The organism is Prosthecobacter sp. (assembly GCF_046154365.1).
Classification (GTDB): Bacteria; Verrucomicrobiota; Verrucomicrobiia; order Verrucomicrobiales; family Verrucomicrobiaceae; genus Prosthecobacter.
Map to the genome: position 1 here is coordinate 60720 of NZ_JBJXFV010000123.1, position 20377 is coordinate 81096.

The window sequence follows — 20377 nt, forward strand, 5'->3', positions numbered from 1 at the left end:
GAGTGGTTGGGCCTTATCAAGCTTCAAGGTTCATCGGCGATAAGCTTCTTCGTCGCATCCATTGGCAGGATGATGAGACCCGCCAGAACGAAGGCACCGGCGAGCGTGAAGAAGACGAGTGTTTTGCCGTCGCCACCGCCGATTTTCATGAGCCAAGGCACGAGCAGGGCTCCCGCGCTGGCGCCGAAGTTGCCCCACATGTTGCCCCAGCCTCCGGCGGCTGCGGTGGCGCGTCCGCCGACATCGCCCATGAAGGACCACACGGCGGGATTGGCGAGATCGGTGCAGAAAGAAACGACGGCGCAGCAGGCAACGAGCATCCAGGTGGATTCGACGAACGGGCAGCAGATGTAGGCCGCCGCGCAGACGAACATGGAGCTGGTCATGGGCAGCAAGCGGCCCGCTCGCAGGCCAAAACGTCGCGTGGCCCAGTCGCAGTAGTAACCACCGGCGATCTGGCCCGCCATGCCGAACGCGAGCACATAGGTGAGCATCTTGCCGCCTTCGATCTCGCCCACGCCGCGCTCTTTGACGAGGTAAGTTGGCAGCCATGTCACGAGGAAGCCCCAGCCGATGTTTTGCAGCATCTGAGCGGCGGAGTTGCACCACAAGCTGGTGCTTTTGCTGAAGCTCCACAGCGCGCTTTTGAGTTCACGCGCACTCAGGGGCTTCTCGATCTCCGGTCTGCCGATGAGTGCAAGTTCCGCCGCATTCACCTGCGGATGCTCCTGAGGATTCGAGCACACCGTTTTCCAAAACACCAGCGCGATGATGAGGCCGACCGCACCATCAATCCATAACGAGGTGCGCCAGTTTCCCATCGTCACGATCATCCAGATCGTCAAAAACGGTGCCAGCGTGCCGCCGATGCGCCCCCCGAGCGCCACCATGCCGCTGGCACGCGCACGACCGGTAAGTGGAATCCATTTGCGGACCAAAGCCATCGACGTGGGATAGGCACCCGACTCTGCAATGCCACAGAGCAGCCGCGCGATGAGCAGTCCGGCAAAGCCCGTCATGAAACCTGTGAGCATGGTGCAAAGCGACCACAGCACGATGTAGAGCGTCAGCATGGGCCGCGCACCGAAACGATCACTCGCCCAGCCAGCGGGCACTTGAAACAAAGCGTAGGTGAAGAAGAACGCGCTGAGGATGCTGCCGATCTGCTCCTGCGACAGCGCGAGATCCTTGTTGAACGACATCGACTTCACGATCTCGCCCATGCAGATGCGGTCGAGATACAGGATGAACGCCATCAGCATCGTGACGCCGATGATGCGATGCCGAATGGTGGTGGGCCGTGCTGGAGCGTTCATGAGGAGTGCGGGAGAACGGAACGGCATCTCCTTGATTTCGATGACATGATTTTTTAGGTGTTGCGTGTTCCTGAATTGCCGGGGCGGACACCTTGAGGCAATGGAGTGAGGTGCTTCATGGCCGGGTGCCTGCGGCTGGTTGGTTAAAATGGAAGTCCTTGAACGCCTCCGGTTGCAGGCCGATGCCGCGCTTGATGAGTTCCGGGTTGGTGGTGAAGAAGGCATCGAAGTCCGCTTTGAACGTGGCGTCCATCATGCGGTCCGGTCCGTGGCCTGATTTGTCAGCGGGGTTGCCTTTGACCCCGGGATCGCCTGCGAACTGGGGATCGGCGAAGAGCGGATCGAAGACATGCTCGGTTAGCTGGCCGACCGGCTTGCTGCCATCGAGAGCGCGCTGCTCCAACGGAATGCAGTCGCGCAGGAAGTAGCAGTTGTTGCGATGGAAAAACGACTCAATTTCGCCGTCGCAGCAGAGCAGGCCGATGTTGAGCTTGGCCTTCTTCTCCAGCATGTCGGTGAAGATGCAGTTTTCCATCGTCGCCATTTGTTTTTTCTCGTTGCGGTGCACAAAGGCCTGGAACATCGGCGCGACGGTCACGCAGTTGACGATACGCAGATTGGGGCAGCGCCACGAATACATGCCGCCAAACTTGAAGGTGTTGACGCAGTTTTGCAGTGTGAGGTTCTCAACAAAATGCGCCGACACCGGGACGGCTGAGTAGCCGCCGCGACCTTCGGAAAAGCAGCGGGTGATCTCGATGTCGCGGCCCATGTAGAGATGAAATTCGCCGCAGTTCGTGAGGTTCCAACTGTCGTTTGGAAAGAGATTGAAGCCGGCAAAGTAGAGTCCATCGAACTTCAGATAACTCTTCCCGCCCGCGACGAACGCGGTGTTCAGCGCCATGTCGTTGCCATTCATCTCGACGCGCTCGCCGGGCATGCAGCGGAAGGTGATCGGCCGGCCCGCCTCACCGGTTGCACGCAGGCGCACACGCTCGAAATATTTGCCGCCAGCGATCAAGACGGTGTCGCCGACGTTCACCTTCGCGGCGGCTTTACGGATCGTTTTCCATGCCTGCTGCCGGTCCAATCCCGTGCGCGTGTCGTCGCCATCGTTGGCGACAAAGTACGTCACTGGTGCTGCATTCTGCGCGGACGTGGTGAAGGCGATGGGCGTATCGTTGAGTTCCACGCTTTGCGGATCGGTCTTCGGCAGCATGTCGCCCGGAGTGGCGATCTGCTTGATGCGAAAGTGATAGCGCTGATTGGGCTTCAGTCCGGTGAGGCTGTAGGTGCCGAAGCAGTTGACGTTGAAGCTGAGGACATGCTCGCACGCGGGAGTCTCGCCCCATGCGAGCTGGCAGGTGGCCGGCTGTGAGGTCATCCATTCGATATTGGCGGTGGTGGCGCTGACGGAATGCACGACGGGGGCAACGACCATGCGCATTTCCTTGCGGCGCGGGCCATGCTGATACGGGCCGATGGGGGTGCCGAAGGGTCCGCCTGCGGAGATGCTGGTGCTGCTCGCCAGGGCTTGCGATTGCTGATCATGCCGCGTCTGCACCTCGGCCAAGGTTTGGCGCGTGCCGCCGACTTCCCACGCGGTGTTGGCGCTGCGATAGCCGTTGTAGTTCGAGTAGCTCAGCGTGGCTGCATGGTCCATGCGCACGATGCCGCTGAACAGGTTGCCGCGCAGTTCGATGTGGGAGCACTCGATCAATGACAAATCAGCAGTGAAGTGACAGTGCGACACGTTGCAGCCAGCGACGCCATGGATGCTCGCTGCGGTGAGTTCACACTGCTCGATGCAAACGTTGGTGGACTTGTCCACGCGAATGCAATCGCGCAAGCGCAAGCGCTCGAAGTTCACATAGCGGCTGTCGCTGACCCGAAGCTCCCCCTTCAGCACCACGTCGCCGGTGCCACGACCGCGCAGGGAGATTGGCGCTGCCTGCGTGCCTGCCGCATGCACTTCCACGTCCGCCCCATATTCACCCGGCTCCAAATAGAGGGTGTCGCCTGCGCGCAGATTGATCACGGCACGCGCCAAGGTTTTCCAGGCGCTCGTCATTGCGAGGCCATCGGCTTTATCGTCGCCTGTGGTGCTCACGTAGAAGATATTGGGCGCGTATGCGAACGGGCCGCTGTCTGTGCGGCGGAACTTCGAGGTCGCTTGCAGGTGATAGTCGTGGTGCGCGGGATCAGCGAACTCCTGGTTCAAATCGAGCTCTGCGTGCTCGCTGAGGAGCACGTTGTTGATCCGCGTGTCGTTTTTGCCGCCGACCACGCGGCCCATCAGGCACTGCTCGACGTGCGTCATGCTGCACAAACCCGCACCCAGGCTGCCACGCACGAGGTGATGATACTCGTAGCCGGTCTTGATCTTGAGATCGGCGGTCTCGTTGCCCCAGGCGAGATTGTTCGCGAGCAGGCTGCGGTTCTTCGGCTCGTTGCCGCCATCGTCCTTGTAGTTCGGTGCCGCGCCGCCGGTGCCATAGATGTTGATGCCATACATGCCGTTGAGGAAAGCGGTCGAGTCGCGGATCACATCGCGACGTGCCGCGAAGACCGTGATGCCGCCCATGTCGCCATTCGCAAAGGCGGATTTGTTGGCCCATGCGACGCAGCGCTCGATGACGTTGTCACCACTGCCAGGAGGCCCTGATTGCATACCGATGCCCCAGGCATTCAGGTAGGCGCGGCAATCGCGGATCACGCAATCCTTGCCATGCACGATGAAGATGCCCCACACGCCGCCAGCGGTTTCCTCGCGATAATGCACGAGACCCATCGCGCTGAAGCCGGTCACGGCGATACCCTCGATCACCACCCGGCGCGGCCGCAGCAGTTGCACGCCGGTCATGGGGATCACCGACACGCTGTAGCGATGCTCCGTCTCGGGCTTGTAGTCGGAGCTGGAGACATAGATTTTTCCCGCCGCCGGATCGTGGGAAAAGGTGCCAGGGATGAACTCCAGCTCGGAGCTGTTCGGCATTCGTTTCAAAATGGTGAGCGTGTCGATCTCATTCACCACGGGTACGTCGCCTTTGAAATCGAAGTCGGCTTCATAAACAAACCGATGTCCCGCGAGAGGACGAAATGCCGGTGCCGGCACATCGCCGCGCAGCAGCACCGTGCCCGGAATCTCCGCGCGGATGATCGTCTCCTTGTCGAGACTGCCGAGGTCGGCGCGCTTGATCGCCTCATGATATTCTCCCGGGCCGATGGTCAGCGTGTCGCCGGGCTGCAACACATCGACCGCCTTCTGAATGCTCGCCTTCGCCGCAGCGCGAGAGGTGCCGGAGTTGCTGTCGCTGCCTTGCTTGGTGACAAAGTAATGTGCGCCATGCAAACACGGCGCGAGGAGCAGCAGCGAGGCGAGGAGGAGTTGCTTCATCATGCAGTCAGGTTCTCACTTTTCTTGGTTGGGCGTCTTCCACAGGATGCGCGCAGCATAGACACTGTTGTCCGAGCCGTAGGAGTTCCCCGGCGGCAGGATTCCCTTCGGGCCTTGCATCCACTCGGCGGTGGTAACCCACGTCTCGTTCTCGCTCACCTCGGTCACGCCATAGCTGTTGCCGAGGCCGGCGCCGCGTTCGGGGATGAGCACGCGCTCCGTGCTTCGGATCACCTGCAGCTTCTCGGGATCCACCTGCGCGATGAAGATCGGCGCACGATGGCGGAACACATGATCATTGTTCGCCCCCGTCCGCGTGTAAACGAGGAGCAGTCCGTCGCTGTGCGTCACCCAGTGCTGCTGCGTGTTCTGGCTGCCGAGATCCGCACCGTCGTCGAAGCGCCAGCGTCTGACCGGCCCGAAATGAAGCCCGTCCTCCGAGGTGGCGACATAGGCCGCGCGATCGTTGCGCATGGTCAGGTAGTAGCGTCCGCGGTGGCGCGTCAGCGATGGCTCGAAGACGCCCGTCTGCCGGCCGCCGGGCAGTTTGTAAACCACGCCCGGCTCCTCGGGCCGCGACAACTCATCGCCATGCTCCACATACGCGAGCTTGCGGCCATCGAAGGAGCAACGCATCACCGCCGTGTGGTAGGGACTCTCGCCGCTGGTCTTGAAATGGAAGGGCAGCAGGATTTGTCCGTCCGGCAGATCGACGCGCTGGCTCGCGCCCACGGTTGCGTAAAAGAACTTGGGCGTGTCCGGCATGACGATCATCTCCCACGGCGTCCACGTGCGCTGCCGCGGATCATAGACCGACCACGCCGTTCTCGATGACGCCTCGTTCTGGCTGATCTTCACCTCCGCGCCAGCGGCGTTCTTCTTGTAACGAACCGTCGGCCCGGTTCCCAGCAGCTTGCCCGTGCGCGCGTGCCACTTCGTCGTGAAGTCGCCGATGACGATCTCGATGCCGCCGGGTTCCTTGCGCCTGCCGAGCGTCGCGTGTTCGACGGGCTTCGACCAGGTCCGGCCCATGTCCTCGGAGCGCATCTCGTTCATGTCGAAAAAAATGTCGCTGCCAGACAGCAGCAGCTTTTGCATCGTGAGGACGAGACTCGGGCTCGCTTCCGCGACCACGCCCACTCGCGGAGCCACCCAGCACGTTTTGCCATCGAAACCCGAGGTGATCGTGTCGAGCTTGATCGAGTAATCGAGAATCGCTGGCTCGGCGGCGCGCAGATTTGCGGGACGTGGTGCCAGCGCAATGAAGCAGGCGATGAAAACGGCGTGTGGGAGTTTCATAAGCGCGAGTGTTTCATTTTTCACCGAGTCCGTCCTTCGCGCCCCAAGGCTCGATTTGCCTCAGCTTCTTTGAAGCCAGCAGCCTGTAGCAGTCTGCCAGATCAAACTGCAGCAGCATGCCGGGCAGCATTGCCGCATATGGCCAGCGATAGTCCTCTGCCTCCGCCACTTCAGCAAAAGAGCGCAGCGCGTGCTTCAGCGTGACCTGCGCGATGTTGGTGCCGAGCATGGCCGCAAAGGTCGCGGCGAGCGCGCCCCAGCCTTTGGCAACGAGATGCACTTCGCCGTGTCCTTGGGCGGCAAGCCACTCCAGCACCCGCAGCACATCGAAGACCTTCTGCCCGAGCAATGGTCGGTCGAGCATGAGGCAGTTCGCTGCGAAAAAATAGTCGCTATCAAACGGCGCAGCGGCCCCGAGCGGACTAGGTTTTGATTCACCGATGCCGCGCACATCGCAGGCATAGAACGCGGCGTTTTGCTCCGCCTTGAGCAATTCAGCCACCAGCGGCTCCTCACGCAGCTCCATATCCGCCGACTGATGAGATACATAAAGCACCGCCCGCTTCAGTCCCTGCGGCGGACGCGACATGAGCCTGTCGTCGATTAATCGCGTTACAATCGCCTCCACACCAGGCTCCGTCGTGACCGCATAGGTGCAGTAGCCTTTCGTCGTGTAGCGATCACGTCCCGCGTTGCGCAGGATCGCAAAGTCGGGCACACCGCTCACAGCGGGCATCTTCAGCACGGCTCGCACGGCTTTGCGCAAGACATCGCCTTCGAGCGCCGGTCGTGTTCTGGCCAGCATTTCGCTCTTCTCCCGAGTGAAGCTGAACAGCGTGCGCGACTTCTCAAAGGCCACATTGCCGCGCGCAGTGCACCACAGCGTCTCGTCCTGCTCGATGACGATCGGCTTCTCGTCAGGCTCCGCTGCGATGCCGGCGGCGGCATTGAACAGGCGACACGTCGCCTCGCGATTCGCACGCGGATACGAATGGTAGCCTGGCCCGATGTGGAGCCGGATATTGTCCGGCTTGCCGAGCAACGTGTAGAGCTGTTTCAGCCGCGCATAGGCCTCCTCGGTGCCGCGCACGTCAAAGAAGTCCCTCTCCTGCGCATGAAGCATGACCGGCTTCGGGGCGAAGGCCGCGATGAAGTCGCTTTGATCCAATCCAAACGCGAGCACGCGCGGCAGGCACTGTTCCGTGTCCTGCGTCAGTTCGTTCTGCGCGTTGCGCCGAATCGTCGTCACCCAGCAAGACGGTGCCGCCATCGTCAGACGCGGCTCGAGGCCGCACAGATACGTTGTCTGCATGCCGCCGCCGGAGTTGCCGGTCACGCCGACGTGCCGCGCGTCCACTTCGGGTCGCGTGAGCAGATAATCCAGCGCGCGCACCCCGTCCCACACAAACCACGCGCTGCTCGTCTCGCCCACGAGCACCATCTGATTGCCTGCCTGCGCGTGTTCATAAGTTGCATGTCCGTAGCGCGACTTTAGCGCATCATTCGCCTCCAGATACTGATAGCGCTCGCCCTGTCCCGGCGGATCAAACACGAGCACGACATAGCCTTGATGCACCAGCTCCTGCGCTACCGCATTCTCGGCCTCCGCACACTTGCTGTTCTCCGAGTGTCCGCAACACACCAGCACCGCCGGCCTCGGTCCTGAGCGCCCCATCGGCAAATACAGATTGCTCGTGACGATAAATCCAGGCCGACTCTCAAAGATCACCTTCTCGATGCGATACCCCTCACGTTCCAGCACGCCTGTCACCCGCGCCTGCAGCGGCGTCCGCTCCGGCTCCGGCCCAAAGCACTTGCGAATCCGCTCCCGCGCCCACCCCACATAAGCCTCCGCATCCGCCTTCGTCTTCAGCGCCGCACGACGCGCATTCCCCTCGGATTCGATTTCATTCACCCGCAGCATGAGCCAGTCCTGCATCATTCGTGGGAACCGGTTTAGCGGTGCCAAAAATGGAGCCGCCGCCGCCGCCTTCGCCCCAGGATCAGCCGCCGCAGCCTGCCCGGTCACGAGACGGGGCAGCAGCGCCGGTCCCGCAAAGCCAAGGCCGACGATGCGCAGGAACTCTCGTCTCGGTGTGGGTGGTTGGGTTGTCATGATATGGAATTCAAATGCAACGGAATCATTGTCGCCGATTCATCTGCTACGAGGCGAACTCGGTGACCGTGTGACTCATGCAGCTAGGGTTGCTTTGGCTGCACGGACTTCAGCCGAGCCTTTTCCTCCGCCTCGCGCTTCACCAAGTCTTTGGGATGTTTTGAAAACGATTCAAACACATCACCAACCACGCGATCTGCGAGCACGCCGAGCTGTTTCAAGATGATCGGCTCGGCCTCGGGTTTGAGTTTGGACATGTTCGGCTCATAGCCACCGACCTTGTAGGCATCTTCGGTGGCGATGTAGCCGATGTTGCCGTTTGAATAACCCACGATGATCGGCGTGGCTCGATCCGCGATGGCCTGCTCCAGTTTGAAGCCGTATTCGACCATCGGCTCACCGGGCATCGTCAAAAACAGAAATGGACCGACCTTCATCGCCATCAGTTCCGATGGCACCAGGCCTTCTTTGCCGGGCAGATCGACCACTTCACTCGCCACACGGATCTGATAAAACGATGCGCGCTTGCGCAACTGCTCGCGCGTCACGCTCAACGCCGCCGCGCGTGCGACTGCACCACCGAGATCGCGGCCCGCCCACTGAATGTCCGCCTCATCGGCGCAGCGATACGGATAGCCCGGTAAATTCGGCCGGATGTCGCCCGCGCACCCTTGCATGAACATCGCCGAGGTCTTTTGACCATAGACCATCTCAACAAAGGTCTGCGCCTCGCCGGGAAAGTCCGCCGTCATCTTCGGATAGCCTTTGGGATAAGGCTGCGTGCCCTTGTCGCCCCAGGTGAAAAAGCACGGATGGCACACCGCATGCATCATCACCGCCATCGGTGTGAGCGACTTGCCGTCGTCGAAGCGCAGCACTTTCACGCGCGGGTCGTTCAGGCCTTCGGCATTCAAACGCACCACCGCACGGCCATCGATGGTTTTGCGGCGGTTGATGCCAAAGCCGATGTGATCTTCGCCATAGCCGATGTTCACCGTGCGCATGCTGCCTGCCGCTTCCTTGGCTGCTGCCGTGAGCTTTTTGATCAACTCCGATGCCCAGCGCAGATTTTCCACATAGCCCGGCCCGGAGTGATTGTGCGACGCACAGACCATGATGTTCGCCGCTGGCACGCCGGTTTCTTTTTCGATGTTCTGCCGTGCGAGCTTCACCATGTCCTCCCATGCGCCGATGGTGTCCATCGTCACGATGGCGGCCTTCGTCTCGCCATCATCGAGAATCAAAACACCCGCACGCAACGGATCGCGCACACCGGAGACCTGCCGCACATGCCCCACGATCTTGATGGCTGTGGTATCCGTTGGCGTGATGTCCACTTTAGCCACACCTGCACGCAAATTGGAGGTGACGGCGAACTGGCCGTCTTGGACCTCCTGCGCGTGAGCCAGGGAGAAAAACGCCAACAACACGAGGAGAGGAAGAGCCGGATGAATTTGCATGGCTCTTCTACGCACTCAGTCTGGTCAACTCATCACGCGATCAGCTCAGGAATCGCACGTCCGTTCTCCACGATGTGTACCGGACGACCGTTGAGGTCGTTGAGCGTGACCTTCGAGTAGTCGATGCCGAGATGGTGGTAGATCGTGGCGAGGAAGTCGCTGGCGTTGCAGGGGCGCTCGACCACGTCTTCGCCGCGTTTGTCGCTGGCACCGATGATACCGCCGGTCTGGATGCCACCGCCGGCCCAGATGTTGGTGAAGGCACGCGGCCAGTGATCGCGGCCCGGTTGCAGCGTGCCGGTCGGGCCGCTGGCATCCCCCGCGCCGGTGCTGCGGTCGAAACTGATCTTCGGCGTGCGGCCAAACTCGCCCGTGACGACGACGAGCACTTTTTTGTCGAGCCCACGCGCATAGATGTCCTCGATGAGCGCAGAGACGCAGCGGTCATAGGTCGGCATGCGGAAACGCAGCGCTTCAAATTGATGCTGGTTCACCGCGTGGTCGTCCCAATTGTTCACGCGACCACACAACGGCCCGCTGAGGCTGCTGGTGACGATTTCCACCCCCGACTCGACGAGACGCCGCGCCAGCAGCAACTGCTGCCCCCAGCGATTGCGCCCATAGCGATCCCGAACTGCCGGATCTTCCTTGCTGAGGTCAAAGGCATCACGCGTCTGCGGATTCGTGAGCAGCGTGGCCGCCTGGGATTCGAATTCATCGAGCGCGCCGAGTTCGCCCTCGCGGTCAAACGCGCGCTCCATCTTGTCGAGACTCTTGCGCAGCACGATGCGGTCGCTGAGACGGCGATTCTCCGACTCATCGGCCAGTCCGATGTTTGGCACTTGGAACGTGGGGCGATTGGGATCATCACTCACTGCAAAGGGCGCAAAAGCATCTCCCAGATAGGCTGGACTCGAGTATTCAGGCGATGCAGCGGGCACACCGATGTAGTTCGGCAACGGATTCGCCCGTCCGCCCTCTTTTGCTCGTAGATAATGCGCCACCGACATCCAATCCGGCAGCCTTGGCTTCGGCTTGTCGCGCGTGTCCGTGTCGCCGGAGAACATCTGCATCGTCCCCGCCGGATGTCCGCCCGCGCTTTGATACATGGAACGCAGCACCGTGAACTTGTCCGCGATCTTCGCATTCATCGGCAGCAGCTCGGTGAAATGCGTGCCCGGCACCTTTGTGCTGATCGTCTTGAACGGCCCGCGATACTCGCTGCTCGCGTCCGGCTTCGGATCGTAAGTGTCGATGTGCGACTGCCCGCCCGGCAGCCACACCATGATGATCGATTTGCGCTCCGCTTTCGGCAGCGCCGCGTTCGCCGCGCGCAGTTTGAGCAATCCCGGCCAGCTCAACGTCGCCATCCCGGTCAACCCGAACTGCATGAACCCCCGCCGCGAGATAGGACCGGCGCAACGCACGAGAGAAGGGGGCTGAATGAGGGAGGACATGTGTGAAGAGCTACGCTCGACGACGCCTGTGTTTATCGCCAAGAGAACAGCGCCAACACAGCGTAAATCCGACCGCAATCCAGCGATGGGTTATAACGTCATCATGACACACACTCCGCCGCCACGGCGAATGACAAACACTTCGAGGGCTTTGGGGATTGAGAATGTGAGAAACTGTTATTCGGGGCACGGGGATTGACGCGGACACACAAGAACCTTAACAACGCATCTGCAATCAAGCGCAAGGCCTGCAGATCATTAGCGACCTGTTGCACATGCCAGTTGCAAAAGCACCACTCCTGCCCTGCTTCAGGCAATGACCCAATCGCTCACCTGCCACCTTCACCAAACCGGCGTCATCGCCGTGCTTATGATCGACCGTGCTGACGACGCGGTGCCGCTGGCGCGTGCCTTGCTCGCGGGTGGCGTCGATTGCATCGAACTCACGTTGCGTACCGACGCCGCGCTCGAATCGCTGCGCCGCATCCGCGCCGAGGTGCCGGAGATGACCGTCGGCGTGGGCACCATCCTCACGCCGCAGCAGGTGAATGATGCCATGGAGGCGGGCGCGAGCTTCGGTGTGGCTCCAGGAATGAATCCGCGTGTCGTCGCCGAGGCGAAACGCATCGGCCTGCCGTTCGCACCTGGGGTTTGCACGCCGACGGACATCGAGCTGGCCATCGAGGCCGGATGCCGCCTGCTCAAGTTCTTCCCTTCCGAGCCGTGTGGTGGTATCGCGTATCTGCGCACGATCTCCGCGCCGTTCATGCATCTCGGCGTGCAGTTCATCCCTCTCGGTGGCGTCGGCCCGGCGAATGCGGCGCAGTATTTGAAGGAGCCTTCGGTGCTCGCGCTCGGCGGCTCGTGGCTCGCGCCGAAGGATTTGATCGCCAAGGGTGATTGGGCGGCGATCACCAAGCTCGCGCGTGAGGCCGCCGACATCGTCAGACAAGTCCGCCCATGAGCCGCGTCGTTGCTTTGGGCGAAATCATGATGCGCCTTGCCACGCCGGGCTTCGCGCGTTTTCAACAGGCCATGCCGGGCAGTGTGAATGTCACCTTTGCAGGCGCGGAGGCCAGCATCGCGGCCTCGCTGGCCTACCTCGGCATCGACTCGGCCTTTGTGACTGCTTTGCCGCAGCATGCCATCGCCGATGCCTGCGTGGCCGATCTGCGCAGCCTCGGTGTGGAGACGAAACACATCCTGCGCACGCCCGACGGCCGACTCGGCATCTACTACCTCGAACACGGTGCCAACCAGCGCGGCGGCAATGTCATCTACGACCGCGACGGCTCCTCCGTGGCCATCACTCTGGCCTCCGCTTACGACTGGAATGCGATCTTCGCCGGCTGCGAATGCTTCGTCATCTCCGGCATCACGCCCGCCATCTCGCGCAACGCCGCCGAGGTCGCGCTCATCGCCGTGCAGGAAGCCGCACGGCGAAAAATCCAAGTCGTGTGCGACATGAACTACCGCACCAAGCTCTGGCGCTGGGAACCGCCGCTCTCCGCCCGTGAACTCGCCACGCAGACGATGAAAACGCTCCTGCCGCATGTCACCGTCTTCGTTGGCGGTGCCAGTGATGCCACAGCGATGCTCGGCGTCGAAAACTCCGGCGATCACCGTGCTCTCGCCACGCAGATCGTGCGGCAGTTTCCAAACCTCACGCACGTCGCCATGACCGTGCGCGATGGCTCCAGCGCCACGCTGCAATGCTTCGGCGGTACTCTTTACGAGGCCGCGACTCAGACGCTCCACACCGCACCGCCTTATTCCATCACCCAAGTCGTCGATCGTCTCGGCGCGGGCGACGCCTTTACCGCTGGATTGGTCTTTTCCTTCCTGCAAAAGTCCGATCCCCAGACCGCCATTACCTTTGCGACGGCTGCCGGTTGTCTCGCGCACTCGATTGAAGGCGATTACAACTACAGCACCCGCGAAGAGATCGAATCGCTCATGCAAGGCGGTGCTTCAGGCCGCGTCAGCCGCTAACTCATTATGTCCCACTCTGCCCCCATCACCCCCGACCGCTGGTCTCTCGAAACTTGGTTCTCCGGCTTCGGCAAACCCGACTACACTGACTTCAAGGCCGCGCTCGTGCGCGATGTCGAGGCGTTGAAGACTCAAGCCGCCACCTTGAGCAGCGACACCGTTGAGATCGTTCGCGTGATCAATGCGCTGGAGTCGCTGGGAGATCGTCTTGGCCATCTCTCAGCTTATCTCGGCTGTTTGTCGGCGGATGATGCGAATGACGAGGCCGTGAAAGCCGATGAAGCGTGGATTTCGACGCTGGAGGCTGAGAGCACGAAATTACAAGCCTCCCTGCGCTCGGCGCTGGCGGCTTTGAGCGATGCCGCGTTCGCGATGTTACTCAACGATGCCTCGTTGAAGAATGCCGGGCATGCGGTGAAGCGGATGCGTTACGAAGGCCAGCATCAGATGAAGTCGGAGATGGAGGCGCTGGCCGCCGATCTCAATGTGAACGGCCTGCATGCCTGGGGACGGCTCTATGACACGCTCACCGGCAAGATGGAGTTTGAGATGACCTTCCCAGATGGTCACAGCGAAACCGTGCCGATGTCACGCCGTCGCGCCTTGATGTCCGAGCCAGACCGCAAACTGCGCGAAGCGGCGTTTCATGCCGGGCAGAAGCCGTGGAATGACCATGCTGTCACCCTTGCCGCCGGTTTGAATGGCATCGCCGGCACGCGCCTGAGCTTGTATGGCAGTCGCGGCATTCCGCACTTTCTCGACACGCCGCTCTTTGATGGTGCCATGAGCCGGAAGTCGCTCGATGCCATGATGGAGGCCATCCACACGCACATCGAGCTGCCACGTCGTGCTTTGCGCAAAGCGGCGAAGCTGCAAGGCACGTCCGCGCTGCACTACTTCGACCTCGAAGCACCGCAGATCGCCCCACCGGACGAAAAAGAGCTAACTTGGGATGAAGCGTGCAAAACGGTCGATCAAGCCTTCAGCGCCGCGTATCCGCAGCTCGGCGCGTATTTCCGCGAGATGCTCGCGCAGCGTTGGATCGAGGCCCAACCGCGTGCAGGCAAGCGTCCTGGTGCGTTTTGCACCGGATCGCAGTTCAAACACGAGGAGCGCGTCTATATGACCTTCCACAAGACTGTACACGACATGGTCACGCTTGCGCATGAGGTCGGTCACGCCTGGCATTCGTGCGTGCTGCGGCCTGCGCGGTCCTTTGCGGCCAGCTATCCGATGACGCTTGCCGAAACAGCGTCGAATTTCGGCGAGATGATCCTGCTCAGCGGCCTCATGAACGATCCCAGCATCACCGAGGCCACGAAGGCCTACCTGCTCGACCAGGAGATGCTCCGCGCACACGCCTACCTGATCAACATCCCCATGCGCTACGAGTTCGAGAAAGCGTTCTACACCGAACGTGCGAGTGGCGAAGTGCCCGTGTCGCGACTTCGCGAACTGATGACCGAAGCCCAGCGCAAACTCTACGGCGACACGCTCCTCGACGACGGCACCGACCCGATGTTCTGGGCCTACAAGATGCATTTCTTCATCACCGGCGTCTCCTTCTACAACTTCCCCTACGTCTTCGGCTACCTGCTCAGCCAGGCGCTCTTTGCCCGCTTCAAAGTCGAGGGCGCAGCCTTCCTGCCACGCTACGAGGCATTCCTCGCCATGACCGGCAGCGCGACGTGCGAGGAAGTCGTGAAACAAACGCTCGGCGAAGACCTCACCAATCCTGAGTTCTGGGCCACGGCGCTGCGAGCCATCGAACCGACGTTAGCGGCTTATGAGAAGCTGCAGTGAAGCCGCAGTGAAGGGCATGCACGAACACAGACCGCGAATCCAGGGTGTGAGGATCAAGCCGCAGGCAACCGCACGGTGAAGGTGCTGCCGTGTCCTACCTCGCTCGTCACGCTCACGCCCCCACCGTGAGCTTCGACGAGCGCCTTCACAATCGACAAACCGAGGCCGCTGCCGCCGTTGGCGCGTGAGCGCGCCTTGTCCACACGGTAGAAGCGCTCGAACAGATGCGGCAGATGCTCGGGCGCGATGCCGCCGCCGGTATCGATGACCTGAATCGCGATCCATGGCGGTGATTTACAAATCCGCACCGTGACGCTTTCGCCCCCAGGCGAGTAACGCACGGCATTTTCGACGAGGTTCGTCATCACACGCTCCACAGCGATGCGATCAGCGTTCACACTGAGCGGTTCAGCCGTGGTGTCTTCGTGGTGGAGCGTGATCTGACGCTCAACTGCCAAATTTTGCAGTCTGGCGGTCACGCCGGCGCAGAGTTCGCTCACGTTCACCAGTTCGCGCTGAGTGATGGCATCGCCGACATCGACATGGGCCAGCGCGAGCATGTTTTCGGTGAGACGGGAGAGGCGTTCGATCTCCTCTTTGTTGCTGACGAGCACCTCGCGGTATTCTTCGGCGCTGCGGGGCCTGCGCAGCGCCACCTCGATCTCGCCGCGCAGCACGGTGAGCGGCGTGCGCAGTTCGTGGGAAGCATCGGCGGTGAAACGCTGCTGTGTTTTGTACGCGGCCTCAAGGCGGTCGAGCAGGTGATTGAAGGCATTGGCCAGCGCGGCGAGTTCAGCGTCGTCAGAGGGAACAAACAGACGACGCAGGCCGAGTTCGGAGCTGCTGATGCCGCGCGCGGCCTCCTCCAGACTGGCAACAGAGCGCAGCCATTGCCGACTCAAATACCACGAGGCGGCCGCGCCTGCGGCGAGCATGGCGGTGCCGCAGCTCACCAGCCAGGCAAGCAACCGGGCCTGCCGGGCCTGCAGCGCATCAAATGAGATCACAGCCTGCGCATACATCACGACGGGCTCGCCCCAGCGGTCACGCCGTGGGTGCGTGGCGATACGGTAATTTTTTCCGCCGATCACAAGGGTTTCTAAAATAACGCCACCGGCGGGATGCTCGGAGCGGCGCACTTTGTCCGTCAGCGGCACTTCGATGGTCAAGGTGCTCGATTTGCCTCCCGGTGTGCCATGCACATCGAAAACCTGCACGCCAAACTGCCGCTCCTGCACCTGCAAGTCCTGCTCCATCCATGGCTCCACACGCAGGCGCTCCGCCGGCATGAGGCGCGCGAGCAGCATTGCCTTGCCGCGCAGAAAATCGTCCATGTCATTCGTCATCGCCTCCCGCGCCACGAGCCACACGATGACACCGAACATCATCAACGCCGCTGCAAGCAGCGCGGTGAAGCTGATGAAAAGACGGGCGCGGAGGGATTTCATGACTCTTGCAGCAGGTAGCCCGCGCCACGCACGGTTTGAATCAGCGCGGGCGAGAAACCACGATCCACCTTCTCACGCAGATGGTAAACCGTGACCTCGATCACATTGCTCGGTGTGTTTGGCAGGTCTTCCCATACCTGCTCCGCCAGCTCAGCGCGGGTCACCACGTTTCCAGCGCGGCGGAGCAGGTGCGCCAGCACGCCGAACTCCTTGGCCGAGAGCACCACAAGCTGGCCGCCGCGTGTGACACGCCGCGCCCGCATATCCACCTGCAAATCCGCCGCTCGAAGCAGCGCCGGCTCCTCCGCAACTCCACGGCGCAGCAACGCGCGCACGCGGGCAAGCAATTCGGCGAAAGCGAAGGGCTTCACGAGATAATCATCCGCGCCGAGATCCAGCCCGTACACGCGGTCACCCACGCCATCGCGTGCGGTGAGCATCAGCACGCGGGCGGGCAGGCCGGCGGCACGCAGTTCGCGCAGCACGGAGAAGCCATCGCGTTCCGGCAGCATCACATCGAGAATGACCAAGTCAAAACTGCCGCCTCGGGCCTTCTGCAGGCCTGACTCACCATCTGCGGCCGTTTCAACGATAAAACCCTCCTCCCGCAGTCCGCGCTCAATGAAGCGGGCCACCTTGATTTCATCTTCGACGACAAGGAGACGCATGGCGGCAATGGACGGCGCTATTTCTTCTCCAGCACCATGAGAAACTGGCCGGCCTGCGTGTTGGTTTGCAGCTTGCTGGGGCGGCTGGAGTTTGGGTTGTCGTTGGCGGAGCACCATTTGAGCGTCTTGCCGTCGAGATCGAAGATGCCCTCGTACTTCTTCCCGGCGAACTGACCTTCCGTGCCGGTGGCGTCGATTCTCCGGCCCGAGACCTTGTAGGTGCCAGCACCCATGGTGGCGTTCCCGCGTGGATTGGAGGCGGTGATCTTTTCCTCCGTGATCTCCAGGCGGATGTCGCCATGCCGTGAGCCATCGCCGTCGGCCATGTAGCCGTCCCAGGTGCCGAGCAGTTGCTTCTTCACGTCGTCCTTGCCCGCGCTCTTTTCGTCCGCCTTCGCGGTGGTGGCCTTCGGGGCGGCTTCCGCCTGCGCTTTGACGAAAGTCTGATCGGCCTCGCTCAAGCGTGCCAACGGTAGCTGGACGGTGGAGCCGTTGGCACTGCGGATCACCACGGCGTTGTCGAGAACCTTCACAAACTCACCTTCCATGGTGCGGCCCGTCTGGGCCTCGGTCCAGGTTCGGGCCTGAAGGGTGGATATGACGCAGAAGGCGAGGCAGAGGTGCAGGAGGGTGGTTTTCGTTTTCATAGAGATGGTGAAACCGCATGGCGGAGGATCAGTCGTTCACAGTTCTTCAAAACGCACGCGGAAGAAGCGGTCCGGGCTGCCGAGTGGGGCGGTGATGGTGCGGGTGGCGTCAGTGGCGGGATAGAAGGGCAGATTGCCCGGCGCATCCCAGGTGCGCCAGGTGACCAAATCGCTGCTCACCTCAATGATGGCGGCGCGGTTCGCCGGATGCGTGAACTGAAACTGCGCCACAACGCCGCCGGACTGCATCACGCCGTAGCTCCAGCCGCTGGAGGAGGCATGCGGATTCGTGCCAGTGAGGAATTCCAGCAGATTGCTGCGACCGTCGTGATCGGGATCGTCATTTGCACCTCCCACCGGCGGGTTTTGCGATGACTGCCACTGCGTGAAGCTCTGCCGAGTGCTCAGCGCGGCGATCCAGTCGCTCACGAGCTGTTCGTTCACTAGATCACGCTCAAACGTGCCTAGCGGCGGCATGCGTGTGATGCCATTGCCCTGCTGGCGGCGCAGCAGCATCGAATGCGCCGCATCACCCGGCACGATGAAGCGATTCGCGGCGTCACCATCGTTGTTGACGAGCAGGCCGTTGATCAGGTTGGCCGCATCGGTCTTGATAGTGCTGCGCGCGTCCCAGCTTCCCTGCGCGGCACCGCCTGGCTGATGGCACTGCACGCAGTTCACCGCGAGATACGAGCGCACACGCCATTCGAGCGACTGCGACGTGTCATTAGCCGCCGCGAAGGCGGCAAGATTGTTCACACCCGTCACGGCGGCGCTGAAGTAGCCCGCGTCGTTCAGGGCCTGGAGCTGGTTTTGCCAACCAGCGCCGTAATCGCGGCCACGGTTGAGCTGCGGCGTGTTAAAACTCAGCGCGTGGCCGCCCACCGGCGTGTGGCAGGTCACGCACTCCCCACGGCTCGGATAACGCCATGTTTGGGAAGGCAGACTGCTCGAAATGACCTCCGTAAGTCCGGCCTCGGCCACCAGATCGGCATCGCTTTGATCCGCGCGCCACTTGTAGCTCAGGCCATAGACATCCGTGGCGGTTTTGACGAGGAAGCGCGTCTCCAGTTTTCGCCGTGTTGCCGGGACACCGCGTGTCGTCTCGAAGTCGAAGTGCTTGATCCAAACCGTGCCAGTTGGAAAGGTCCAGTTGCTCATGGCACTGAAGGTGATCGTGGCCGTGGTGTTTGGAATGCTGAACCAGCGGCTCTTGATCGCGTAGTCGCTCCAGAAGTTCACATTCGGATCGTAGGCCACGATGCCCGCGTTCGGCGTGAGCGTGCTGAGATTGGAAAACGCGCCCGTGGCCGAGAGCGTGGCCGGAGGCTCCGTGCCGGTGGTGCCGCTGCGTGTGAGTTTGTAGATGGTGCCGCCGAGTCCGCACAGAAGGGGTTCGCCATTGCGCGGATCGACGCCGAAATCGACGATCTGCGGCCGGGTGGTGATCTGCTGCGCCGTCCACACGCCCGGACTCGTCTCCGTGAGCGCCGCGATGATGCCGCCGCCACCGTAAACATCACCGAAGATGTATTTGCCCTGCAGCTCGGTGAGCTGATTGCCGCGATACACGATGCCGCCGCACACGGAGGTGCCGTAGATCGTGCCGCCAGCGCTGTTGTCGCTCACGTACTCGAAAATGGGGTCGATGGGCGTGAAGCCGCTGACGGGTGGCGCGTTCGTGTTGCCTCCGAAGTTGTCCGGAAAGCGCGGCGGCACGGTGGCGGACTGGTAGAACTCATGAAGCCCCTCGCGCCAGCTCCAGCCGTAGTCACCGCCCTTTACCACGATGTCCACCTCCTCCCAGTTGAGCTGGCCGACATCACCAAGAAAGATGCGCCCCGTCGGTGGATCGATGGTGAAGCGAAACGGATTACGGAAACCCGTGGCGAAAATTTCCGTGCGCACCGTCGCGGGAACAATCGTCTGCCCGTGCCAACTCGTGAAACCGATGAACGGGTTATCCGCCGGCACCTTGTAGGTGCCCGCATGCACCGCCGATGGATGGCTGGTGGAAGCGGGCTGCGTGTGCGCGTTGGGCGGCAGATTTTCCGCCCGATTGTCCACGTCGATGCGGATCATCTGGCCCCAGAAGTCCTTGTTGATGAAACGTGCGTTATTGTAGAAATCGCCACCGCCGCCCTCGTCACCGAGCGAGAGGTAAAGATAGCCATCGGCACCGAAGGCGAGATCGCCGCCGTTATGGTTGATCGCCTGATCATAGATCGTCAGCAGCGGCGTCATGGTGGCCGGATCAGCGCTCGTGGCGGCATTGTAACTGCCCGGTGTCCCGGTGGCTTGGAAACGCGCGAGCCGCTGATGAAGCTGACCACTGAGGGTGATGCTGAAATAGAGATAGAAGAAGCCGTTGTCGTTGTAGTCCGGATGGAAAACCATGCTGAGCAGGCCGTTCTCGTCCGCGAATGGCAGCGCCTGACCGATGCTGGTCAAATAACTGGCCAGATCCATGAAGATGGCCTGGGAGGGGGTTGCCGCGCTCAAATTGTTCACCACCCGCACCACTCCAGCACGTAGGGCCACATAGAGGCGGTTCGTCTCGCCATTCGGGAAGGCCGTACACATTGGATTCGTGAAGGTCATCCCGCCGCCACCGGCAAAAGGGATCGCGTTCGTTGTCGTGTAGCCCGTCGCCGCAGGCAGCGTGGCAGGCAGATTGAGCGTGGTGTTTGGCTGCCGCACGAGCTGCGCGTACAAGCACTCAATCGTCATGCTGAGGAAGGCTAGGCAGAGTATTGGAGCAGCTTTCATGGGTT

13 protein-coding genes are annotated in these 20377 nt (G+C 61.6%); 3 read left to right on the forward strand and 10 right to left on the reverse strand.

From position 1 onward, the window contains the following. Positions 1–23: 23 nt before the first annotated feature. The 6 genes from ACKVY0_RS16120 to ACKVY0_RS16145 form a co-directional block, all read right to left on the reverse strand. Entirely contained in the window at positions 24–1316 is a 1293-nt protein-coding gene (locus ACKVY0_RS16120; RefSeq protein WP_409215848.1) for an MFS transporter, read from the reverse strand. Between the two features lie 115 nt (positions 1317–1431). Then, on the reverse strand, positions 1432–4716 hold the full coding sequence (locus ACKVY0_RS16125) for a hypothetical protein (RefSeq protein ID WP_409215849.1): 3285 nt from the start codon (positions 4714–4716) through the stop codon (positions 1432–1434). A gap of 12 nt (positions 4717–4728) precedes the next feature. Next, a complete protein-coding gene (locus ACKVY0_RS16130) occupies positions 4729–6012 on the reverse strand; it encodes a sialidase family protein (RefSeq protein ID WP_409215850.1) in 1284 nt (427 codons plus the stop codon). 13 nt (positions 6013–6025) lie between these two features. Beyond that, positions 6026–8128 carry an alpha/beta hydrolase family protein gene (locus ACKVY0_RS16135; RefSeq protein ID WP_409215851.1) on the reverse strand — a complete coding sequence of 701 codons (2103 nt, stop codon included), beginning with the start codon at positions 8126–8128 and terminating at the stop codon, positions 6026–6028. 83 nt (positions 8129–8211) lie between these two features. Beyond that, a complete protein-coding gene (locus ACKVY0_RS16140; RefSeq protein WP_409215852.1) occupies positions 8212–9588 on the reverse strand; it encodes a hypothetical protein in 1377 nt (458 codons plus the stop codon). A gap of 32 nt (positions 9589–9620) precedes the next feature. Next, entirely contained in the window at positions 9621–11045 is a 1425-nt protein-coding gene (locus tag ACKVY0_RS16145; protein ID WP_409215853.1) for a DUF1501 domain-containing protein, read from the reverse strand. Positions 11046–11361: 316 nt separating this feature from the next. On the opposite strand from ACKVY0_RS16145, the gene ACKVY0_RS16150 reads away from it, so the two are divergent. The 3 genes from ACKVY0_RS16150 to ACKVY0_RS16160 are packed head-to-tail and all read left to right on the forward strand — an operon-like array spanning position 11362 to position 14840. Beyond that, entirely contained in the window at positions 11362–12009 is a 648-nt protein-coding gene (locus ACKVY0_RS16150; protein ID WP_409215854.1) for a bifunctional 4-hydroxy-2-oxoglutarate aldolase/2-dehydro-3-deoxy-phosphogluconate aldolase, read from the forward strand. After that, positions 12006–13037: a PfkB family carbohydrate kinase gene (locus ACKVY0_RS16155; protein ID WP_409215855.1), complete on the forward strand. Its 1032-nt coding sequence runs from the start codon at positions 12006–12008 to the stop codon at positions 13035–13037. Before ACKVY0_RS16150 ends, ACKVY0_RS16155 begins: the two co-directional genes overlap by 4 nt. A 6-nt stretch (positions 13038–13043) precedes the next feature. Then, positions 13044–14840, forward strand: coding sequence for a M3 family oligoendopeptidase (locus tag ACKVY0_RS16160; protein WP_409215856.1), 1797 nt, complete (start codon positions 13044–13046; stop codon positions 14838–14840). A 53-nt stretch (positions 14841–14893) separates the two neighbouring features. On the opposite strand, the gene ACKVY0_RS16165 is transcribed toward ACKVY0_RS16160, so the two are convergent. The 4 genes from ACKVY0_RS16165 to ACKVY0_RS16180 are packed head-to-tail and all read right to left on the reverse strand — an operon-like array spanning position 14894 to position 20372. Continuing rightward, positions 14894–16288 carry a sensor histidine kinase gene (locus ACKVY0_RS16165; protein WP_409215857.1) on the reverse strand — a complete coding sequence of 465 codons (1395 nt, stop codon included), beginning with the start codon at positions 16286–16288 and terminating at the stop codon, positions 14894–14896. After that, a complete protein-coding gene (locus ACKVY0_RS16170) occupies positions 16285–16956 on the reverse strand; it encodes a response regulator (RefSeq protein WP_409215858.1) in 672 nt (223 codons plus the stop codon). The genes ACKVY0_RS16165 and ACKVY0_RS16170 overlap by 4 nt, the downstream gene beginning before the upstream one ends. Positions 16957–16973: 17 nt before the next feature. After that, positions 16974–17603 (reverse strand): SHD1 domain-containing protein, encoded by a 630-nt coding sequence (locus ACKVY0_RS16175; RefSeq protein ID WP_409215859.1) that lies wholly within the window; start codon positions 17601–17603, stop codon positions 16974–16976. Positions 17604–17639: 36 nt separating this feature from the next. Next, entirely contained in the window at positions 17640–20372 is a 2733-nt protein-coding gene (locus ACKVY0_RS16180) for a PQQ-dependent sugar dehydrogenase (RefSeq protein WP_409215860.1), read from the reverse strand. Positions 20373–20377 lie beyond the last annotated feature (5 nt).

Coding starts and splice junctions, on each gene's coding strand:
- ACKVY0_RS16120 (WP_409215848.1), bottom strand. CDS start 1,316: ATGAACGCTCCAGCACGGCCCACCACCATTCGGCATCGCATCATCGGC.
- ACKVY0_RS16125 (WP_409215849.1), bottom strand. CDS start 4,716: ATGATGAAGCAACTCCTCCTCGCCTCGCTGCTGCTCCTCGCGCCGTGT.
- ACKVY0_RS16130 (WP_409215850.1), bottom strand. CDS start 6,012: ATGAAACTCCCACACGCCGTTTTCATCGCCTGCTTCATTGCGCTGGCA.
- ACKVY0_RS16135 (WP_409215851.1), bottom strand. CDS start 8,128: ATGACAACCCAACCACCCACACCGAGACGAGAGTTCCTGCGCATCGTC.
- ACKVY0_RS16140 (WP_409215852.1), bottom strand. CDS start 9,588: ATGCAAATTCATCCGGCTCTTCCTCTCCTCGTGTTGTTGGCGTTTTTC.
- ACKVY0_RS16145 (WP_409215853.1), bottom strand. CDS start 11,045: ATGTCCTCCCTCATTCAGCCCCCTTCTCTCGTGCGTTGCGCCGGTCCT.
- ACKVY0_RS16150 (WP_409215854.1), top strand. CDS start 11,362: ATGACCCAATCGCTCACCTGCCACCTTCACCAAACCGGCGTCATCGCC.
- ACKVY0_RS16155 (WP_409215855.1), top strand. CDS start 12,006: ATGAGCCGCGTCGTTGCTTTGGGCGAAATCATGATGCGCCTTGCCACG.
- ACKVY0_RS16160 (WP_409215856.1), top strand. CDS start 13,044: ATGTCCCACTCTGCCCCCATCACCCCCGACCGCTGGTCTCTCGAAACT.
- ACKVY0_RS16165 (WP_409215857.1), bottom strand. CDS start 16,288: ATGAAATCCCTCCGCGCCCGTCTTTTCATCAGCTTCACCGCGCTGCTT.
- ACKVY0_RS16170 (WP_409215858.1), bottom strand. CDS start 16,956: ATGCGTCTCCTTGTCGTCGAAGATGAAATCAAGGTGGCCCGCTTCATT.
- ACKVY0_RS16175 (WP_409215859.1), bottom strand. CDS start 17,603: ATGAAAACGAAAACCACCCTCCTGCACCTCTGCCTCGCCTTCTGCGTC.
- ACKVY0_RS16180 (WP_409215860.1), bottom strand. CDS start 20,372: ATGAAAGCTGCTCCAATACTCTGCCTAGCCTTCCTCAGCATGACGATT.